This is a genomic window from Pseudobacter ginsenosidimutans (assembly GCF_007970185.1).
GTDB lineage: Bacteria > Bacteroidota > Bacteroidia > Chitinophagales > Chitinophagaceae > Pseudobacter > Pseudobacter ginsenosidimutans.
The window spans coordinates 3,995,691-4,013,571 of the sequence record NZ_CP042431.1 but is presented as its reverse complement, the minus strand read 5'-3'; the positions used below and the strand labels follow the sequence as shown (position 1 = coordinate 4,013,571).

Annotated in this window: 12 protein-coding genes; 1 reads left to right on the top strand and 11 read right to left on the bottom strand. The window is 47.4% G+C overall.

The window, feature by feature from the left end:
• Positions 1–7 precede the first annotated feature (7 nt).
• From FSB84_RS16100 to FSB84_RS16085, 4 genes are all read right to left on the bottom strand, one after another.
• Positions 8–1,456 (bottom strand): RagB/SusD family nutrient uptake outer membrane protein, encoded by a 1,449-nt coding sequence (locus tag FSB84_RS16100; RefSeq protein WP_130538959.1) that lies wholly within the window; start codon positions 1,454–1,456, stop codon positions 8–10.
• A 10-nt stretch (positions 1,457–1,466) separates the two neighbouring features.
• Positions 1,467–4,967, bottom strand: a complete 3,501-nt coding sequence (locus tag FSB84_RS16095; RefSeq protein ID WP_130538958.1) for a SusC/RagA family TonB-linked outer membrane protein — start codon at positions 4,965–4,967, stop codon at positions 1,467–1,469.
• Positions 4,968–5,194: 227 nt separating this feature from the next.
• Positions 5,195–6,349, bottom strand: coding sequence for a FecR family protein (locus tag FSB84_RS16090; protein WP_130538957.1), 1,155 nt, complete (start codon positions 6,347–6,349; stop codon positions 5,195–5,197).
• Positions 6,350–6,409: 60 nt separating this feature from the next.
• Positions 6,410–7,006, bottom strand: a complete 597-nt coding sequence (locus tag FSB84_RS16085; protein ID WP_130538956.1) for an RNA polymerase sigma factor — start codon at positions 7,004–7,006, stop codon at positions 6,410–6,412.
• A 256-nt stretch (positions 7,007–7,262) separates the two neighbouring features.
• Here FSB84_RS16085 and FSB84_RS16080 point away from each other — a divergent pair, with 256 nt between their 5' ends.
• Complete coding sequence (locus FSB84_RS16080) at positions 7,263–8,564, top strand: hypothetical protein (RefSeq protein WP_130538955.1); 1,302 nt, start codon at positions 7,263–7,265, stop codon at positions 8,562–8,564.
• A gap of 18 nt (positions 8,565–8,582) precedes the next feature.
• On the opposite strand, the gene FSB84_RS16075 is transcribed toward FSB84_RS16080, so the two are convergent.
• The 7 genes from FSB84_RS16075 to FSB84_RS16045 all read right to left on the bottom strand — a co-directional run bounded on the left by FSB84_RS16075 (position 8,583) and on the right by FSB84_RS16045 (position 17,879).
• Complete coding sequence (locus FSB84_RS16075; protein ID WP_130538954.1) at positions 8,583–9,896, bottom strand: MutS-related protein; 1,314 nt, start codon at positions 9,894–9,896, stop codon at positions 8,583–8,585.
• A 109-nt stretch (positions 9,897–10,005) separates the two neighbouring features.
• Complete coding sequence (locus FSB84_RS16070; protein WP_130538953.1) at positions 10,006–11,307, bottom strand: MutS-related protein; 1,302 nt, start codon at positions 11,305–11,307, stop codon at positions 10,006–10,008.
• Between the two features lie 2 nt (positions 11,308–11,309).
• The gene (locus FSB84_RS16065; protein ID WP_158643944.1) at positions 11,310–13,739 is read right to left on the bottom strand and encodes a Gldg family protein; all 2,430 of its coding nucleotides are present in this window, start codon (positions 13,737–13,739) and stop codon (positions 11,310–11,312) included.
• A 39-nt stretch (positions 13,740–13,778) separates the two neighbouring features.
• On the bottom strand, positions 13,779–15,671 hold the full coding sequence (locus FSB84_RS16060) for a Gldg family protein (RefSeq protein WP_147122211.1): 1,893 nt from the start codon (positions 15,669–15,671) through the stop codon (positions 13,779–13,781).
• Complete coding sequence (locus tag FSB84_RS16055) at positions 15,641–16,132, bottom strand: ABC transporter permease (protein ID WP_158643943.1); 492 nt, start codon at positions 16,130–16,132, stop codon at positions 15,641–15,643. The genes FSB84_RS16060 and FSB84_RS16055 overlap by 31 nt, the downstream gene beginning before the upstream one ends.
• A 42-nt stretch (positions 16,133–16,174) precedes the next feature.
• Positions 16,175–17,098, bottom strand: a complete 924-nt coding sequence (locus FSB84_RS16050; protein WP_130538950.1) for an ABC transporter ATP-binding protein — start codon at positions 17,096–17,098, stop codon at positions 16,175–16,177.
• A 10-nt stretch (positions 17,099–17,108) separates the two neighbouring features.
• A complete protein-coding gene (locus tag FSB84_RS16045; RefSeq protein WP_130538949.1) occupies positions 17,109–17,879 on the bottom strand; it encodes a DUF4397 domain-containing protein in 771 nt (256 codons plus the stop codon).
• Positions 17,880–17,881 lie beyond the last annotated feature (2 nt).

Sequence of the window (17,881 nt, the reverse complement as noted above, 5' to 3'; positions counted from 1 at the left end):
CGCTGATTTAAAAATTATCGTATTCAGGATTCTGCTCCAGCAAAGCGTTGTTCTTTATCTCCGGAGCCGGGATGGGATAGAGTAACTGGAAGTCTCCAGCCCAGGGCTGTTTTATGGGAATAGCAGACAATACCTCATGAGCTTTGCCTGTTCGCTTCAGATCGAACCAGCGATGGCCCCATTCAGCAAAGAACTCGATCCTTCTTTCATGCATGATGGTATCCAGCACAGATGCGGCAGGCAGGTTATTGTCCAGCTCAGTAAGGTCTGCTCTTCTGCGCAACAGGTTGAGATCGGCAACAGCTGCACCTGCATTGCCTGGTGTACCACGCACTATTGCTTCTGCGCGTATCAGATACTGTTCAGCCAGCCTCATCACCATATAGTATTCCTTGCCTTCTCCATTTTTATACTTGGCAGGTGTTTGATGAGGAGGATGTGAAGCTGTCCAAACCGTTTTTCTCTTATCATTGGCTTCAAAGCTGTTCAGCAATTGTTCGCTCAATGTGAACAATGGCGCAGGCAGCTGGCCGGGAACAAACAAAAGCCTGAGTCCTTCGGGTGTTCCATTTTTCAGAAAGGCATCATCAGTGGTTTGTTTCAGCTGGAAGATGGCTTCACGGCTGTTCTTCAGGAATACATCAGACAATTCCTGGTTGAGACCGAAGAGACCTGTTTGGTTGATCACAGCTGTAGAGCTGTTGATGGCATCCTGGTACCGGCCTGTATACAGGTAAACGCGCGCCAGCAGGGCTTCGGCAAACCATTTGTTCACCCGAATTTTCTCATTGCCGGTAAAAGCAAAGTCGCTGCTCAGCAAGGAGCGGGCTTTCACCAGGTCTGAAATGATCTGATCATACACCTGGGATACCGGGGATCTTTTGAGCGCCAGTATTTTTTTGGAATCGCTGGTCAGCACCATCGGCAGATCGCCAAAATAATTCACCAGGTAGAAATAGCTGAATGCCCGCAGCGCCAGCGCCTCGCCTGTCAGCTGATCCCTTACACTGCCTATCAGTGCTGCAGATGTAGACGCTTCAATACCTTCAATCACGGCGGTGGCATCATAGATCACCTTGTAAGCGCTCTTCCATAATGCATCGGTCTTTGCGGTAGCGCCAAGGTTGATCTTATTCTGAGCAAGGCGCAGTTCCTCGCCGGTAGCCGAAGCTGGTGGCAGCAGCTCATCAGAAGAAAAGCTTCCTGTAATAGTAGACAAACCGGAAGAGAAAACGTAATCGGGTATCAGGCTGGTTATTGTGATCTGCGTTCCATGCGCCAGCGTTGAATAAACGCCGGCAATGGCCAGTTCCGCCTGCTTATTGTTAGCAAACATTTCCCCGGTAGTAACCGTATCGATTGGGGGAGATATTTCCAGCAGCTTCCTGCAACTGCTCAGCAGCAGCGATCCTGAAAAAAGGAATAAGCATGTATATATTGCCGTTAGTTTTTGCATAAACAGTGATTTAGAAACTGAACCTCAAACTGGATTCGATAGTTCTTGGAATAGGTGTTGAATAAACGCCGGATTTGATCTCAGGATCCAGTCCTTCATAAGGCGTGATGTAAAAAATATTGGAAGTCTGTATGGAAAAAGATGCGTTGTTCATACCCACTTTCTTACACCAGTTTTGAGGAAGACTGTAGGAAATCGCCAGGCTGTTCATCCGGAAGAATGATCCGTTCACATACTTGCCATCGGATTTGTTGAAGGGCGATTTATTGATGCCAGTAGGGGTTGTAGTGTACCTGGGATATTTAGCCTGATCACCCGGGTTCTTCCAATGTTTCTCCGATATTTCAGATGGAAGTGAAATATTGAACATTCCTCCCACCACCGCACTCAGATAAGGATCTTCCTGTAATGTATTCACGTACTCGAATCCGGCAGTGACCATGAGACCTTTGTAACTAAAAACAAGCCCGCCATTCAGATCATATTTCCGGGTCCTGGACATTATGATATAACGGTCATCATTATAGGTAGATGGGATAGCGCCGGCCCCGGAATTGATGGTGCCATCTTTATTGAGGTCTTCAAAAGTATAGGAGCCAGTGAGGGGATCAATGCCGGTGTATTTGAGCAGGTATTCCACATTCACCGGATATCCTATTTTAAGGCTGCTTTTATAATGTGATTGTGCAAGGTTGGGAAAGTCCAACAGGCGGTTCCTGTTCCTGGAGTAACCCGCCCTCATGGAAAGGCTCATATCTTTCTTCTGAATGAACTTCGCTTCCAGGTTGATCTCCAGCCCGGTATTGGCCACTTTTGCCTGCCAGTTGGTAACAGTATTGTCGAAGCCCGTATAAGTGGGAGTTGGGATTTCAGTCAGCTGGTCACTGGAAACATTCCTGTACGTGGATATATCCAACGTGAACAAGTAATCGAAGAAAGCCAGACTGGTGGAGATCTCCGATTTCCTGGTGGACTCCCAATGAAAGTCCTGCGCCAACGGACGCAAAACATGGAATGCATCCATACCATTGTATTTGAAAAGCGGCAGCGGGCTGTATAAAACCGAGGCCGTACCCCAGCGCGACAGATACTCATAATCCTTGCCCACATCGCTCCCCGTGATACCATAGCTTCCCCTGAACTTGATAAAATCGAGCCAGGAAGGCAGCCTGTCTTTTAACCATCCTTCTTCCGAAGCGATCCAGGATGCCCCCACGGAATAAAAATTACCGAATTGTTTGCCCGGGCCAAACCTGGAAGAACCGTCTCTCTTTAAATTCAGATTAACGATATACTTGTTATTCCAGTTATAGTTCAGGATACCTGCACCTGAAACATATTTGTATTCTTTATACCCTTCCGAGATCAGCCTGGTGCCTGCATTGTTATAGCTCTTCATCAATGCATCGTTTGCAAAATTCCTACCCTCGATGGTTTCACCACGGGTAGTGAGACTATTGTAAGTACCGATAAGTTGCACCTGCAACCTCCCCTTACCTATCGTGGTAGCGTATGCGATCTGAGGCTCGAGGCTGAATCCCTTATTGGCTGATCTACCATAGAAAGCACCGGGATTGGTTTTGTAGAATGTGTCTTGTGAAATGCCCGGTGTAATGCGGATATTTTCATTACTTGAAAAATTGAACCCTGCAAGTGTAGAAACAATGAGCCCGTTCAATATCTCATAGCTGACATTCATATTGGAACGCAGGTTAATTGTTCTGCTGTCGCTCGGAACTTTGAGACCGGAAAAAGGAAAGATAGAAGTTTGTTGTCCTCTGTATGGAACGAAATTGAACTCACCTTTTTCAGTATAGATATCAGGCGCATTGGGAGGCAAAGCGGTAATATTACCCAGCGCATATGCGCGGGAATCGGTCAGGGAAATGGTATTGCCCAGCCTCAGTTTGAATTTCTGGTTCAATCCGGAATGATTGAAATTCATATTCACATTACCCCGGATATTCTTACCTCCGTTATTCATGATCTCCTGCTGCGAAACATAGGCAGCAGAAAGCGAATAGCTGGACTGTGAATTGCCGCCGCCAATGCCAACATTCACATTAAGTGTATTGCCTGTGCCGATCAACTCCCTTTGCCAGTCGGTAAATTTTGTAGAGTCCCAAACTACCAGGTCAGGAGCGTTGAATTTATCAGGAATGATGCCATCATTGCGAAGCGCTTCTTTGCGGATGGCGAGGTATTCCTGTGTATTCAGGAGTTTGGGATAGCGCTGATTGAATTTGAGGCCATAGTTAACGCTGATGTCTAACCGGGGAGGGCCAGCCTTTGCTCTTTTTGTAGTGATCAGTATCACGCCATTGGCGCCCCTGGACCCATAGATGGCTGTTGCATCTGCATCCTTGAAAACCTCAATGCGTTCGATGTCTGCGGGATTGATACTGAATAGCGGATTCTCACCATTGGTATTGGTTAAGCCTCCCTGTACTATTCCTGTGGATACATCCAGCAGCTCTGTTTGTTTGGATGCATTCAAAAAAGTGAAGGGAACTCCATCGATCACATATAACGGATCGCCAACTGAATATTGATTGATGGTATTCCTGCCGCGGATGGTTACGCTCACCGGAGCTGCGGCATTACCTGAGGATGGCGATACCACCATGCCCGGCACACGGCCCACCAGGGCCTGCAGTACGCCCATCACCGGTTGTCTTTGGATCTCTTCCCCCTTGATGGTTGCGATATTGCCGGTAGCCAGCCTCCTGGTTGTTTTGCCATAGGCGGTTACTACGGTCTCATCCATTTCCACATCGGCGGCCAGCAGAAAAAAAGTGAATTCCGAACCGGTCTTCCGAACGATGGTCTTGTCTATAGAAAGAGTTTTTCCGTTCTCCAGCGCAAGCAGCTTCCCGAGCGGAATAGCCACTGGCTTGAAACCAATGGAAGAGATCTCCAGCACTACATTATCGGTAAGTCCTGAAAGACTGAACTTACCCAGCCTGTCGGAACTGGTGCCGCTCTTCTGGCCTTTCACGAGGATGGATGCTGAAGCAACGGCCTCACCTGTTGCGGCAGACAAGATCCTTCCGGAGATATCGGTTGTGGGTGGAGGTAAGTCCTCTGCTTCAATTCCCTGCTTATTATTTACCGGCGATCCGCCAGGTTTTTCCAGCAGGAAAATATTCTGTCCATCCAGGCGGAAGGTCAGCGGCTGATCGCGGAACAACAGTTGAAGAAATGTTTCCAGCGGCATATCCTTAACGGATACTGTAACAGGACGTGCTTTCTTCAGCGCCATCAGGTTACCTGCCACTTCAAAACCTGTTTGTTTTTTGATAGCAGTGAATACCTCTGCCATGGGAGCATCTTTAATGGAGAGCGATACTGTTTGCGCTTTTGGCCGCGCAGCAACAGTCATGCAAACGATGAAAAGCAGGAAGCTAAGCAGTTTCATTACCTTAAGCATTGGAGCCCATAACCGTATGTCTTCCTTCCCTGTGAGCAAAAAGGATCCGGCGCTACGGTCATTGGTAGCAGTTTTTGACATAATTTTGGCCTGCCAGCCGGAGCATTGCAACGGCTGGACTTGTTTTGGTTGTTAATAAATTGCTTTGACGCATTTGATTCAACCCGAACTTCACCGTCACGGGTTCGAGCCGTGGCGGTTTTGTTTTATGGGAGATGACCACAGGAAAGGTTTATGGAAAGCCGCAGTAGCGGCAGGAAAGGTTAATGATCAGGATTGCGCTAACGTTAGGAGGCAAATATTTCAAATCATTGAGCAGTTACGATCAATTTCCTTCCGGGTTCGAGCCGGAGGTTCACACCCATATCTTTCAATCCCCTGATGATCCCTTCGAGGCTCAGGTTCCTTTTCACACTACCAAACAATTGTACTTCGGGAATACCCTTTTCATACACTACTTCCACATCATACCAACGCTCGATCTGGCGCATGATCTCTTCCAGCCTTACCTGGTTGAAATAGAAGCTGCCATTGGTCCAGGCAGTAACACTTTCTATGTTGGCATCAGAGATGAAAATGTTTTGTCCGATAGCAGCCTGTTGCCCGGGCGACAATATCTCGCTTGCACTACCGGTATTCCTTACCCGAACAGCACCTTCCACCAGGGTAGTGGTGATCCCTTTTTCATTTTCGTAGGCATTCACGTTGAAAGCAGTTCCCAGAACATCCACCTGCGCCCGGTCATTGATATTCACCACAAATGGGTGTTTTTGCCGCGGCATTACTTCAAAATATGCTTCACCTGTTACTTTCACTCTTCTCTCCCTTTCGCTGAAGGTGACCGGGTAGCTGATAGAGCTGGCTGCATTGAGCCAGACTTTTGAACCATCGGGAAGCGTAAGCTGGTATTGTCTTCCTTTCGGCGTACGCATGGTATTGTACAGGGTTTCCTCCCCCATTCCTTCATATTGCAATGCGCCATTCACCACAGTAGCAGTAGCTCCCGCCTGGGTGGCCACCACTCCATTCCGGATTGTGTCCAGCAAAACTTCTGTTCCATCTGCCAATGTAAGCACTGCACCTTCTTTCCCGGGTGCGATATCCGCGATCTGTTTTGTGGCAGGCGAATTTGCTGACTGGTTAATGCGATCCGCCAGCAGCCAGGCAGCCAGGGCCAGCACAATTGTTGCGGCCACCGCTACACGCCACCAGTTCCTCCGCGGAAGACTATGCACAACAGGCACCTCAATGGGCGTGGTTTGCAGGATCGCCTGTAGAATATCTTTGGAGCGTTGCTCAGGTAAAACATCTTTTACCGGCTCACTGTAGGTCTGCTGAATTAGGTCCTTGATCTCCAAAGCATTTCCCGGATCCTGCATCAACACATACAACTCCTCTTTTTCTTCAGGAGAAATGTTTCCGGTATACAATCGTTGAAACAGGTATGAAAGCCGTTCATTCATGACAAAATAATCTTCAGTGAATATAAAGACAGTGGACAGGCGCCCAACTGGTGAGTGCTCTTAAAAATTTTTTTCGGCAAGCCAGATAAGGATAAGAGACAACTCGATCCGGGCTGTGATGAATGCCCTGATAGCCCTGACGGCGGCATCGAAATGGGATTTTACGGTATGGATAGAAATGCCCAGTTTATCTGCCACTTCCTGCTTGGTAAACCCTTCCTGTTTGATGAGCTGATACACTTTTTGTTGTTGGGCAGGCAACTGACGGATGGCCTGGAACAGGAGCTCATTGAGCTCTTTTTCTTCAAGGATCGCATCTGCAGCCACTTCATCCAAATCCCTTTCCTCAATGCCGGCAGTGCCCCCAGCTATCTTTTTTGAAATACGCTGCAGACTGTTGAATGTGTAATTGCGCGCCATCATGTAAACATAACCTTCGAGATTACCGATGTCTGTGAGGTCTTGTCTTTTGGTCCAGAGTTTCACAAAAACGTCCTGTACGATCTCTTCCGCCTCGGTTGTGGAACCGGTAAGGCGCAGGCCGGTTGAATAGATCCTGTCTTTATACCGCCAGAAAAGTGAAGTGAATGCCTGCTCATCTCCCAGGGCAATGCGCCGGAGTAATTCTTTGTCGGAGTATTGAGGGTTCGGGTCCATTTCTTGCTTTCAAAGATGAGCAGCTGAACAGCAAGAATACAATTTTTTATTGGTAGAATCCGGATCGGAATTTACCCATTGGTCTTTCAAAACCGCAGCTGCTATAACCGGAACAGTTTTTGATCTATCCGATTAGCCTAATCAAAGCAAAAAAACAATGACAACTTACCACAGGTGCTCCCTTCCGAAGCTGTTCACCTTTTTGTTAATGCTTCTTTTGCACCCAGGCCTTGCTCCGGCCCAACAGGGAAAGTATATGCATGCTGCGTTTATTGGTATGCGGTGGGACCCAAGTGCAACATTCGGTGGCGGAATGGAAAGCACTGAGATAATTTTATATTTCCGGCCAGACGGCACCTATTGCACCAATCTTGGCAATGGGTGGCAGACTGAGGTCAGTGGCCGGTATACCATTGAAAAAGGAGCCATTAAGCTAATAGATTCAAAGAAAGAAGTTTTTCCCATTCCCTATGATGGGGATGGCAGTTTCTGGTACAATGGCACCACCATCTTCAGAAAGGAACCAGCCAATAAGATACCTCCGGGATATTATAGTTTCAGTTACTCCTCCGGGAGTGGAGGTATCGGATCAGGCACTAATGCGCCCTATGTTGGAAACCGCGCGCATAAAGGGATCCGGTTCAACCCTGATGGCAGCTTCAACTCTTCCAGCGCAAGCTCTACCTATATTTCGGGAGAGAACGTAAGTGGATATGGAAAAAACAAGAAAGAAACCGATGGAAAGTACACCATCAAAGATGGAGTACTAACCCTTCATTTCAATAATGGAGAAAAAAGTGTGAACAGCTGCTTTACTTCAGATGCTGTATCCTCTATAGTGGTCAACGGCACCACTTATTATGCAGATGAAAATTTGCCAGGAAAAGATAAAGTGGAAAAAGGATCACCAAACAAGCCCGGTACCCGCCCAAAAGATATGGGCAGCGCCCGGGAGTTCCTGAACAAGGCCAATCTGGCTCTTGGAGGGAAACAACTGAATGTCATCAAAACAGTGAAACTTGAATCATCGCTTGGCAATGGCGCATTGCAGATAACCACCTATCTCGATCTCCCCTTACAAAAGATCCGCAATGAATACAGGAAACAGGGACAACTGATCGGCATCGAACAAACAGAGGGTAATACCGGATGGGAATGGTCTAACAATAAATTCACCACCCTTGTTTCCAGCCGCATCAGGGAAATCCAATTAGCCGGTCTATCCGGCATATTCAACCTGCAGGAAACGGCACTGGCAAAAATTTCCATCCTCAGCTCTCCTGAAAAAAAGGATCAGACAACAAGCATGATCGTTTCGGTCAATGGCATCAGTACAGCGTGGGCATTCGACAATGAACAAAGGCTGACAGGCTCTTCCGCCAAAATCGACAACAGGAGTATCACGTATCTTTTTTCAGATTTCAAAACTGCACAGCAGGTGCAATTGCCCTACACGGTCAAAGAGATGAGGGATAACAAAACCTTTACCTACAAATTCAGCTCGATTGTTCTGAATCCTGAACTGAATGCGAATAATTGGGCAAAGCCCCTTCAGTGAGCAAGCCAGTCAGGTATATCAGTCCATCAATTCCAGGATCCCTTCATTCCTGATGATCATCATACCCTGCCTGTCTTCCGTGATACCCTGTTGCAATTGATAAGTATATTTTGGCTTCACACCTTCCATAACAGTAGGCATGTAAACGAATTGAATATTATCCTGTGATCTCAGCGCCTCCCCTACTTCAATGATATGCGTGCTTACAATGAACAGGCAATCCCTGTACTCAGCAAACGCTTTGGTAATGGCCAGTGTACCATCATAGGCATCTTTCACATTTGTACCCTTGAACAGTTCATCGAACATCAGCAGCAGCCTTTTGCCAGTAGCAGCGGCTTCTGCTGCCTGTTTCACGCGCACCACTTCTGCATAAAAATGGCTGTATCCCAGTCCGATATTGTCCGCAACATTGATGGAGGAATACAATCCGGCACGAACAGAGAATGTCATTTCGTTCACAGCCAGCGGAAATCCCATATGTGCGAGATACAGGCTGATGCCGATGGATTTCATCAAAGTTGATTTGCCGGCCATATTGGCGCCGGTGAGAAAGATCACGTTGCTATTGGTATCCATCCGCAGATCATTCCCTATAGCTCCATCGATGCCGGGATGCGCCAGGCCTTTCACGGCAAACAGGTTCCTTTCCGGCGGCAATGCTGTTGCGTAACGGAATTTCTTCTGGCGCGCAACAGCACTAACGGCAATGTTCACATCCAGCTCAAAAATGAACTGCAACAGTTCATTCATTTCCCGTTGCAGGGAACTTTTCAATGCATGTTCATAATATGCCAGTTTCTTTAATGGCATATCTGCATAGATATCGATCTCACGAAGCTTCTGTAAACGCTTATCAGAAAGCAGTTCCTTCATGGCTAGTATCTTATCTGCATAAGGGCCTTTATCTGACTGTAGCTTTTCGACGAAGGCATAACATTTACTAACCGTTACGATGGTGGCTTGCAGCCCCTGTACACTTTTCTTGTACCGTTCATCGCGGGTCAGACCGGCCAGCACACGCTTAACGAAGGTTTGTGCCAATACCCGGATGACGCCAGGGTTAGCAGTAGAATCTACATACTCCCGCATCTGGCTGATCTGTTGTACATCGAAAGGAAAATTCAGGTCAGCCTGCTGGAAATATTGGAAAACACTACTGCGATGGTTGATGGCAGTTGCCTCTTCAAGCGGATGACGGAACATATGGTCCAGCAGACGTTCTCCTCCACTTGTTCTTACTTTATTGAATAGTGCATACACTGAGCCGGATTTGAATTTTCCGGTCAGGTTGAGTTCATCCAGTGTTTGTTTGTCTATATTGAAACTCATGATTAGCTTTTTTGAAAATTGGAGAGTCGTAAATAGCCGGAGAGCGGCAGTCGCTCGCGTCCCCGCGAGCGATTGGGCACACCCTGTATTTAATTGGGTACGCGCTGCGTTACCGAACAGCGTGTTTTCGGCCGTTGTTCAGCGTTTCAAGTATCCCTTCATTGCGAATGATGATCATACCATGACGATCATCCGTAATCCCTTCTTCAAGTTTATACGTGTATTCCGGCATATGGCCGTTCATAAGGGTAGGCAGGTACAGGAAACCGATATTGTCCAGTTCTTTCAGTTGCTCTCCTGCTTCAATGATATGGGAAGAAACAATGAAGAGACTGTCAGTTTTTTTGGCGAACGACAGTGCAACCGCCACCGATGCTTCATGCGCATCCTTCACATTGGTGCCCCGGAACAGTTCATCGAACACGATGAACAGGGATTTCTTCAAGCTCAATTCCGTAGCCACCTGCTTCACCCGCAACACCTCCGCATAGAAATGACTGGCGCCAATGCCCAGGTTATCCGGCAGGTTGATGGTTGTATAAATCCCATCCATAACCGAAAACTCCATCTTTTTTGCAGCAACAGGAAAACCCATATGCGCTATATACATCGCAATGCTCACAGCACGCAGGAAAGTGGACTTACCCGCCATGTTTGCGCCAGTGAGGAAAACCAGGTTCCGGCTGGCATCCATCTTCATGTCATTGCTCACCGGATCTTTCAGCTCGGGGTGATGAACGCCTTCCAGGTTCAATATCCCCGAACCTTTATCCAGCGCCTTTGGAAAGATGAATTTCCGTAGGATGGCTACTTTAGCTACTGATAACAGCACGTCGAGGTAATAGATATGATCCAGCAGTTTCATGATCTTATCCCGCTCCTGCGAACGGAAGAGTACGTCATAAGCAGCTATGGCCGTATAGGATAATTTTCCTTTTGCCTGTTCTTTCAGTACCGGATTGAAAGCGTGTTCAGCTAACAGCAGATCGATATTGTTTCTTTCTGCTGCATATTCCTGCAGGTACGTCACCTCCTTAGATGCAATAAAGATCTTCGTGCGCTGTATCATCTCAATCACAGCGGCCACACCATTGCCAATCTCTTTCTCGCTCAAAGCGCCTTTCTGCGAGCCCTGTTTTGCAGGCTCATCGGCCATCATATATTTCTCGGCCATATCAAACATTGACCCGGTGAAAGGGAAAGCAAGGCCGGTACGTGCAAAATGCTGAATGATGGCGCTTCTTTTATTGATGGCATCCCTGTCAGCGAGCGGACGACGGAAGAGCTCTTTCAGCAGGGCCTCACCACCACGTGTATGCGCATGATTGTACAGATCGAATACTCCACTATTGTCGCGCTTTCCGAACAGACGGAGATCATCGATGGTTTGTTCATCTGTTTGTAAATACATGATTATTTTCTTTTGCGTCTGATCAATAGAACGGTGCCGGAAAGCAGCACCAGTGTTGGCAGCAGCCACACAAAGAACAGTTTGAGCTGCGCCGCAGTCTTTCCGGTAATAGTCAGGAATATATCACGGGGCGGAGTCCCGGGAATAGCGATCGGGTATACTCCATTGGCAAGCCAGCTATACAGGAGTATGCCGGTTTTGTGTTGCATCGCTCTCATATTGCTGATAAAATCAGCATCTCCGGCTACAACTATCCGTTGCTCTTTATTTCCGATGGAGCGGTGCATTGCCAGTAAGGTTACGAATGAGCCCTGCTCATTATGCATTGTATCCGGCACTACCTGAGCCGTATTGACTGTATCCTCTTTCACTGCCGGCATTGTCTTATTTGAAAGGGAGGCGAAAAATGACCGCAGATCTCCATCCTGCTGATTGAATTCCACCATGGCAGAATCCACCACCAGCTTTCCTTTTTTCAACCAGGTAACTCCTGCCTCCGACTTCAGCAAAGGTGTAACAGTAAAACCAGCGGTATCCGTATAGTCGATCGCTGCTGCATAAGGCATGAGGATATGTTTGTCTCTTTCCGGAACTTTTTTGAAACCGGATGATGACGGGTTCTTCTCCATGCTAAGGAAAGCGTTGGTCAGGTGTAGCGACTGCATCTGTGGCATCTCCCGTTTATTTTGTGAAACCAGCACACCATCCATCAGGCTTAAGCCCAGTTGCTTCAGCACCGGGTTCACCATTTGCTGCTTACCTGGTTCTCCCATAATGAACATATTACCACCCGTTGCCAGATAAAGCCTGATCTTTTGGAGGCATACTTCGCTTAATGCAGATTTAGGATCTGCCAGCACCAGGGTGGTTGCCCCTGCAGGAATATCTTCCGTGTCCAGACTAACAGTATCCACATCAAAGCCCAGGTTCACCAACGCGCTGCGCTCCAGTTTGCTGGCAGTATGGTTCGCATACTCCCGCTCACCGGTTTTGAAAATATTCCTTTCATAATGACCGGAAACGAAAGCACATTTGGGGGCAACGCCATCGATCAATCGCTTGAACGCTGCTGCTACCTGCATTTCCTGCGGCCAAAAAATATTATCGTTGAAAGTGCGGAGGAACTCTGTGCGTCCCTTGTACTTCAACTGCATTACCAGCCGCATGTTCTCAGGCTTCAGATCGATCATCTTCCTGATCTCTGCAGGCTTCAGAAAATCATCCAGGTCAAGCTCCGAATATTCTGCTGATTTGGCTGCTATGAAATCAATCGACTTACCGGGAAATGCACGGTAAATATTTTTACCCATGATGGTGCTATCATGATCATAATAGTAAACGTAGTTGAATTTGATCCCGGGCTTGAAACGCAGATACCTTTCCCATACATTGGTGAGGTAGGCGTTCCGCGCTTCGGGAAGCCCTTTACTGCCGGAAGGCTCCAGAAAATTGGAATAAAGCGTTACCTCCAGGGGCTCATCGCCCATTTCCTTAATGAGCTGCTGCGTCTTCTCATGTATCGTGTTCACTTTTTGAGCAGTAGTGTCCCAATAGCCTGTCATGGCAGGTCTCGAACTGAGATATCCGATCATCAATCCCAATACCACAACAAAACAATAGCGCATCATATTTACATACCAGGGATTGGCTTCCCTGGCGGCCCGCAGGCGGAGGATGGTGAACATGATGAACATACTCATGATCACCAGGAAATAGATTACATCTTTGGTAGTGATCAATCCCAGTAACATCTTTTGTGTGCGGCCGGGAAGATGTAAAAAGAAAGTGAGATCGCGTACGAAATCATATTTCTGCCAGAGACTGTCCATGAAGCTCAGGCAGAAGACGATCAGGAAAGTGCCAACGGCTGCGATGATCTGATGCGTGGTAATGCTGGACATGAACATTCCGATAGCAGTATACGTGCAGGTAAGCAGGTAGAAGCCCAGCATGGCAGAGAGCAGCATTCCATGATCAACTTTGATCATCACCATCGAAGCGGTTACCATGAAGATCCCCAGGATAATTACCAGTATCAGGTTATAGATCATGATGGCAAGATATTTCCCTGATACGATCTGATGCAGTTTCACTGGGGAAGAATAAAGCAGCTTTGAAGTGCCGTTCTGAATCTCTCTGCCGATAAGCCCCATTGTAAGCAGCGGAATGAACAGGTACAGATTCTGCAACACACTTGAAAATACGCCTTCGCCACCCAGGAACAATCGCCTGGTATAACCAGCTTCAGCACTTCCTGTAAGGCCAGCATAACCGGGATTATTCTTAACTATCATATCCTGCACTTCGGCCAGGCCCGCCAATCCGGTGGTAAAAAAGTAAGCACATTGCACAAGGAATGCAAGTATCAGGAACCAGGCCACAGGGGAATAGAAAAGAGTCCTCAGTTCCGCCTTCGCAATTTGAATGATCATCCTCATCGATGATTATTTATAGTGTTTTTGTATTGGTTTCTATTTTCTTTTTCGCCTGATCAGCAGAACGGCTGCAAGCACCAGGATGATGGCCGGCAACACCCATGTATATACGAAGCTGAGCCTGATCATGGTCCTGCCTGTAACCATTACTTTATTATCAGTGGGATTACGCCAGGGAAGATATACAGGATAGGCCCCATTGCTGATCCAGTAATGGACCGTATTGTTGAAATAGTCTGCCAGTCTGTAATTGCTGATATAATCAGCGTCGCCCATTATCATAATATGTTGTTCCTTCTTACCTACCTGCCTGCTCAGTTGAACGCCTGTAGGGAATGAGCCTCTTGTATCGCCATTTTCAGGTTGAAACAAAATGGCTGCGGAATCGGTAACCAGTTCTCCTTTCCTGATCCATGTACTGTTTTTATTCGTCAGGAGGGATGCCTTCTTCTCAAAATCATTTTTATTGGTGAATGCAATTGCTGCCACTCCTGGCATAGTCAGCTTTATGGTATCATAAGGATATTTACTGTTGAACTTCCTGCTGATCATCTGCATCAGCGGCTCGTACCCCACATTGGCAATAGCAGGCGTATACAGGGCTTTCACCATTTGCGGCATTTCATGGAAGCTCGGCTCCACAACGGTCCCATCCATCAACTGAACGCCCAGTTGACTGAGCAGGGGATTCAGTATTTCCTGTTTTCCCGGCTCCCCCATTATGATCATGTTCCCACCTTTGCTTATGTAATCACTGATCTTCTTTTGTTCGTTTTCGGTTAGAGCTGAACGTGGGTCCGCCAATACGAGTGCTGTAATATTTTCCGGTATGTTCCGGGTAGCCAGGGAGATGGTATCAAATTCAAACCCGTTATTGATAAGGGTTTCGTTCCTGGTCTTGTTCAGGGTTGTATACCAGTATTCACGTTCTCCATCTTTGAAAATACTCCGCTCATAATGCCCGGTGGAGTATAAGATCCGGGGTATGGATTCCGGATGTACCAACCTCTTTAATGCAGCAGCGGTATTCATTTCAATTGGCCAGGGATCACCTGCCGGGAAGGCCGTTCCGGTACCGTATGTTCTCAGGAATTCCGTTCTGCCTTTGTACTTCAGCTGCATGATCAACCGGTGTCCTTCAGGTCCGAGATCGATGATCTTTTTCATTTCTTCCGGACTTTTGAACAATTTCAAATCGAGCCTGTACAATTTTGCGATGTCCCTTGCCATCTCTTCATTGGACTTGCCGGGGAACAGTGTTGCTTTCTGGCCCATATCCAGCGAAGGATCATAATAATAGTAATACACGTATTTGAACCTGATATTAGGTTTGAACCGAAGGAACCGCTCCCACATATTGGTCAGGTAAGCGTTACGCGCACCGGGAAGACCATAACTCATTTCATTGCCGAGCAGGTTGGTATAGAGGGTCACTTCCAGATCATCGTTGCCGATCTCTTTTACCAGTTGCCTGGTATTGATATGGAGGGTATTGTTCTCACGATCCGTTGGATCGAAGTAAAGCGTGGTCTGAGGGAATGAACAAATATATCCGGTAAGTACTGTAACGGCAATCACCAGCACATTCCGCATCGCCTTGATATACCAGGGCTTTTTCTCCCTGGCATTCCTGAGCCTGACGAGGGTAAAGCCGAGGAACATGCCGATCACCATCAAAAAATAAATGATATCCTTCGATGCGATCAACCCATTGAGCATTCTACCTGTTCTTCCTGACAGATAGAGAAAATAAGTAAGGTCGCGCACAAAGGGGGTCTCCTGCCAGAGTGTGCCGATACGGCTCAGTATGAAAATAACAATGAAAGTACCGATGGCAGAGAGGATCTGGTAAGTGGTCAGGCTGCTCATGAATAAACCGATGGCTCCATAAGCGCAGATCAGCAGATAAAAGCCGAGTGCTGCCGACAACAATAACCCATAGTCTGGTGATTTGATATGAAAAAAGCAGTGACCATGAATATGCCGATGATCCCCACCAGCAGCAGGTTGTATACCATCAATGCCAGGTATTTTCCCAGCACCAGCTGCCGCAGTTTCACCGGGGAGGAAAAGAGCAGTTTGATGGTGCCATTGTTCACTTCGCGGCTGATCATCCCCATGGTCAGCAATGGGATGAAAAGGTACAGATTCTGCAGCGCCACCTGGAACATGCCACCGGGTTGAAGAAAGAAGGAACCTGTAAGCGGGAAGTCTTCATATACATTCATGCCCGGGTACATTTCATTCATTACATCATTTCCTTTTGCCATCGGCACCATCCCCTTCATATAGAACAAGGCGCATTGTACCAGGAAGGCGATAGCCAGGAACCATGCTACAGGGGAATAGAATAGATTTCGCAACTCTGCTTTTGCGATTTGGATGAGCATCCTCATTGGTTAGCGTTTATACTTAATAGGTAGTTGAGTGAGCTAGTTGGAAAGTGTGGACAATTGTTTGAAGGTATCATCCAGCAGGCTCTTGTCTGCGCTGATCTCTTTCAGTCGCCAGTTCTGTTCCATGCTGGCAGCAACGATCCTTTCGTTGATGCCTGGGTCTCCATCGAAATAGATCCGAACCTGCTTTTCTGTGAGGAATTCCACTTTCTGAACACCTTTTACAGCCAGCAAAGCTGCCTCCGCCGGCATATTCTGGAGCATTACGAGGAGGCTGTTGGGTTGCATGTAATTGTCGAACGCGTCCATCGTATCGGCAAACACTACTCTTCCCGCTTCGATCATGATCACATCTTTACACACGAGGCGGATCTCAGAAAGGATATGCGACGATAACAGAACTGCATGTTCCTGCGCGATCTCTTTGATCAGTTTCCTCGCTTCTATCAGCTGGTTGGGATCGAGCCCATTGGTAGGTTCATCCAATACCACCAGCCTGGGCTTATGGATCAATGCCTGTGCAATGCCCACACGTTGTTTATATCCACCGGAAAGATTTTTGATGAGCCTGCTGCTGAAATGTCCGATGCCCGTTTTTTCCTTCACTTCTTCCACTGCCGCTTTGATCTTCGTCTTATCCATAGCGCGCAGGTTGGCTGTATAGTGAAGATATTCGTCGATGGTGAAATCAGCATAGAGTGGCGGCGTCTGAGGTAAGAAACCGATATTCTTTTTGGCTTCTTCCGGTTGTTCCCGGATATCGAATCCATCAACGGTCACTTTACCTTCAGTCTGGTTCAAAACACCACAGATGATATTCATGGTGGTGGATTTTCCTGCACCATTGGAGCCCAGCAGGCCCACGATACCTGTTTGACTGATCTCGATATTGAGGTCGCGAACAGCCCATGTACTGCTGTACCTGTGCGAGAGCTGTTCGATCTTTAGAATGCTGCTCATATAAGTTAGGTTAATTATTGTTCATGATCTGCACGGCCTGTTTATCTGTGCCGGTGCTGCCGGCTTTCCCATAGAACATCAGGGTATAATTGCGATAGCGCCGCTGATTGATGATGAAGTTGCCGGATTGACTGTTCCGCACATCGATGGTAAATGTGGTGATCAGATCACCATTGGATGCATCCCTGAATTCATAGTTGTACTCCTCCACTCCTTCCGTGACCGGATAGTTCGTGAACCCTGTGATCCCTTTATATTGCAGGCCGCTCACTTCACTGCCATGAGTCTCTCCCGCCAGGTTCACACTCAATTTCATATTGCCGGGCGAAAGATTCACGAAGCGTATGCCCATACTACTGTCGGTTGAAGGATGATATGGCAGATGATCACGGGTAAACAAAGTATCCGGATCAGCCAGAGAACCCGTGAGGAAGAGGCTGCTGATGGAACTAACAGGCAGGTTCACCTGTAGATCGAATACAGGCTGGCTCTTGCTGGTAGTATCGTTGTTGTTGTACAAAACGATCGGCTGATCACCTGCATAGGAATTGAATTGCCCGTTCATATTGAAAAAATATGGGCTTATCACTTCGCCATAGACCAGCCTGTTGGCAGTTTTGAAATAGCGTATGGTTTCTGTGCCGTTGAAACTGGTAACGAGCGTATCGGATCCGGTCACAGCATTGAACATCAGCAGGGTGGCTGTTCCGCGGGGATTGTCTTTTTTACAGGCTGCTATCAAAAACAGGAAAAGAAAACAGCCGTGGTTGATTTTTTTCATCT